This window comes from Leuconostoc sp., from assembly GCF_965300815.1.
In genome coordinates this window covers 1-3656 of the sequence record NZ_CBDKZH010000122.1, presented here as the reverse complement: position 1 = coordinate 3656, position 3656 = coordinate 1, and the positions used below count along the sequence as shown (strand labels likewise).

The 3656-nt window shown below is 46.3% G+C and carries 4 protein-coding genes and 2 pseudogenes; all 6 read right to left on the bottom strand.

Annotated elements, in window-relative coordinates; translation table 11 throughout:
- Positions 1-360 (bottom strand): annotated as a pseudogene (locus ACW12G_RS07010) (hypothetical protein); the annotation flags it as partial.
- Between the two features lie 24 nt (positions 361-384).
- Positions 385-456: pseudogene (locus tag ACW12G_RS07005) on the bottom strand (hypothetical protein); the annotation flags it as partial.
- A gap of 53 nt (positions 457-509) precedes the next feature.
- On the bottom strand, positions 510-1103 hold the full coding sequence (gene ruvA / locus ACW12G_RS07000) for a Holliday junction branch migration protein RuvA (RefSeq protein ID WP_455647612.1): 594 nt from the start codon (positions 1101-1103) through the stop codon (positions 510-512).
- 24 nt (positions 1104-1127) lie between these two features.
- Positions 1128-2189 carry a tRNA preQ1(34) S-adenosylmethionine ribosyltransferase-isomerase QueA gene (gene queA, locus ACW12G_RS06995; protein WP_455647611.1) on the bottom strand — a complete coding sequence of 354 codons (1062 nt, stop codon included), beginning with the start codon at positions 2187-2189 and terminating at the stop codon, positions 1128-1130.
- A complete protein-coding gene (locus ACW12G_RS06990; protein WP_455647610.1) occupies positions 2186-3043 on the bottom strand; it encodes a phosphoesterase in 858 nt (285 codons plus the stop codon). The genes queA and ACW12G_RS06990 overlap by 4 nt, the downstream gene beginning before the upstream one ends.
- Positions 3043-3656, bottom strand: a 614-nt coding sequence (gene ruvB, locus ACW12G_RS06985; protein WP_455647609.1) for a Holliday junction branch migration DNA helicase RuvB, incomplete at its 5' end; no start/stop codon positions are given. The genes ruvB and ACW12G_RS06990, both read right to left, overlap by 1 nt.

Sequence of the window (3656 nt, the reverse complement as noted above, 5' to 3'; positions counted from 1 at the left end):
GTTCTTATCGCTACCAACAACGATAATTGAGTTATCAGCTTTCGTATAAGATGGATTTGCCGTACTTCCCGGTGCAGGTTGACACTTAGGCACTAAGACAACCTGCATACCCTCTAGGCGATAACCATACCCAGACGTTCCGGCATCTTGTCCATTTGATGCCCAGCCCAGCCAGCCAAATTTTTGCGCATGGACACGATAATAAACATCATAATAGTTCGCAATATTACCAGATAATTTAATGCGAATCGCTTCAAGTCTTAGTGCCCGACCTGAAGTCCCACTAATGCCGCCATCTTGTGTCCAACCTTGCCAACCAATATTTTGGATATGCGTCTGGTATTGAATGCTGCCCGCCATGGTACTGTCTTGATTAGCCAGTTGGATAGTCGTTGCCTCTAAGCGCTTACCTTGTCCAGTTGTGCCAGAAATTTGCCCATTAGCAACAAAGTTTTGCCAACCGAAATCTTAGTTACCTTGAACTAAACCTCAAAAACTGCAGTGGTTTTTTATTTGACTAACAATTTCAATGCTGAACGAATGTAGCCATCCGTGGTATCTGCCGTTTGCGCCAGCGTTTTTTCAATCTTAGCGATTTCTTTGGCACTATAACCCAGCGACGTTAACGCTGCTAGCGCATCGGCTAGTGCCTGGTTGTTGGCTACTGGTTGGGCCGTTGTGAGGTGCAAGCCAGCAGACACTGCCAAATCATCTAACTTGCCTTTCAAATCCAAAATGATTTGTTGGGCCGTCTTCTTGCCTACGCCAGGGAATTGCGTCAAATAAGACACATCATCATTGGCGACCGCGTTCACTAAGCCTTGGGCATCCCCACTGGCCAAAATCGCCAACGCGCTTTTAGGCCCAATGCCTGACACATTTAACAGTTTATTGAATAAAATCTTCTCGTTTTCATCCATGAAACCATAAAGTGCGATTTCATTTTCCCGAACAATCTGTTCCACGTAGACATGCGATTCGACGTTTTGCTCAAAGCGGTAAGGGTTGGCCGTATATAGCTTGTACCCGACCCCACTGCGATCACAAACCACGATATAAGCCGGATAAATATTGGTAATTAACCCATTAATGTATTCGTACACAAGCCATTCTCCTCAAATTATCCTTTAACCACGCTTCACAAACATCGCATCCCCAAAGCTAAAGAAACGATACTGATCCGCAACGGCGTGTTCATAGGCCTTTAAAATATTGTCACGGCCGGTAAACGCCGCCACCAGCATCACCAAAGTTGACTTTGGCAAATGGAAGTTCGTGATAAACGCATCCACCGTGGTCCACTGATAACCTGGCTTAATAAAGATATCCGTCCAACCAGAATCGGCTTGCAACTTGCCATCAAACTTTGACCCAATCGTTTCAAGTGTGCGAATTGACGTGGTACCAGTAGCAATAATGCGCCCACCGTTAGCATGCACGTCGTTCAAGGTGTCGGCCGCTTCTTGCGTGAGTTGGTAGAATTCTGAATGCATCTTGTGATCTTCGATGTTTTCTTCTTCGACTGGTCGGAAAGTCCCTAACCCAACGTGCAGCGTTAATTCAACCGTTTTAACCCCCTTGGCACGTACCTTATCTAACAATTCTGGCGTCCAGTGCAATCCTGCCGTTGGGGCTGCGGCTGAGCCGTCAACCTTCGAATAAACGGTTTGATAACGTTCTTGATCGTCGAGCTTTTCCTTGATGTATGGTGGCAATGGCATTTCACCTAACTTTTCGAGTAACTCCATGAAAATACCATCGTAGTGGAATTCGATGTAACGGCCACCGTGTTCTAATTCACCAACAACCGTTGCCGTCATGATCGGGTTGTTAATATCATCCCCAAACACGATTGTTGAGCCAATCGGCGACTTTTTGGCTGGCTTTACCAAGGTTTCCCAAACATCACCATGATCTTGGCGCAACAACAACACTTCGGCATGCCCACCGGTTTCTGTTCGCGCACCATGCAAACGGGCTGGCAATACGCGGGAATTATTCATGACAATGGCATCACCTGGTTCGACATAATCTAAAATGTCGTAAAAATGCTTGTCTTCATAAGCACCAGTATCGGCATCTAACACCAAAAGCCGTGACGCGTCACGTTGCTTGAGCGGTGTTTGCGCAATTAATGCTTCGGGCAAATCGTAATCAAAATCTGATAATTGGTATGGTTGTGCTGTCATCTATTTCCACCTGTATTGCCACTCAAGCCGGTTGTTTTTTCAAATTCAAAACCAGTTTGGGCAACTTTTTCTTTTTCTTCTGCTGTTAATACTTTGTTTTCGTTGGGGATATTGAACTTTTCTAAGACATCCGCATACGTTAGGCCATTGGCGTTAAGATGCGCAACCAACAAAGCCAATTCATGCCGCTGAGTAGCGGTTGGCTTATTGATCGTAATCGTCTCATCAAAGGCCCGTTCCACCAATCGGTCAAATCGCTTGTTTTCCGATTCGATTTGATAACTTGCTTCAATTGCTGCTAAACGTGCCTGTAGAAGCGGTGTCAGTTCGTCAAAGCTGATAGGCTGCCCGAAAGGTCGTGTTTGCATAAAGGCCGAATCCAATGACAAATTCACCATGCCATCTCGTTGATATTCCGCTTCGTGAATATGCCCATGCACGGATAAAATCGGATAAGGCAAATCAACGGCATAATGGCTCAGCCATACTTGAATTCCATTGATTTTCAACGCCATGGCCGTAGGTTCATAGGCCACGAGGCGTGCTTCTGGTGTCTTTAAAGCGGCCTTAATCTGATCAGAATGGTCATGATTACCCTTAAAGAAGACTTTTTGCCCATTTAAACGCGCCAACTGGGCGACAAAGTCTTGCTTCTTACGAAACATCCCTAAATCACCCAAAAAATAAACCGTATCCTCAGCAGATACCGTCTCATTCCAGGTTTTCTCAAGATAGGCATTCATATTTTCAATCGTCGGGTCGATGCCAAGTGCGCTAAGCGATGCCGCCCGCGACTTGTCAAAATATAAAATTTTTTCGTGACTAAAATGTGTATCTGAAATAATATAATCCATTAGTGTGCCTCTGGGTACGGTAAATTCAAATGCTTGTAGGCCGCTTCGGTCACCACTCGCCCACGTGGTGTGCGTTGGAGGAAACCAATTTGCAACAAATACGGTTCAACCATGGACTCCAAGGTCTCCGCCTCTTCCCCAATATTGGCGGCAATCGTATTTAAGCCGACGGGACCGCCGTTATAATAAGCCACCATGGTGCCTAAAAACTTATGATCCGTCTCATCAAGCCCGCGATTATCAACCCGTAACTTATCCAAGGCCACATCGACAATACCTTGGTCAATGGCGTCTAACCCCTGTACTTGGGCAAAATCACGTACGCGCTTTAAGAGCCGGTTCGCAATACGCGGTGTCCCTCGCGACCGTAACGCCACCTCATACGCCCCTGCTGGCTTAATCGGTGCTTGGAAAATATCGGCTGATCGCACGACAATTTCTTGGAGTTCTGCTGGCGTATAATACACCATCGCATTAATAATCCCAAAACGATCCCGCAACGGCTTAGATAACATCCCTGGTCGGGTTGTCGCCCCAATTAATGTAAAGGGTGGTAGTGGGAAATGGACGGCCCGTGCTGTTGGCCCTTGCCCAACCATGATATCGACGAAAT

Coding starts and splice junctions, on each gene's coding strand:
- queA (WP_455647611.1), bottom strand. CDS start 2,189: ATGACAGCACAACCATACCAATTATCAGATTTTGATTACGATTTGCCC.
- ACW12G_RS06990 (WP_455647610.1), bottom strand. CDS start 3,043: ATGGATTATATTATTTCAGATACACATTTTAGTCACGAAAAAATTTTA.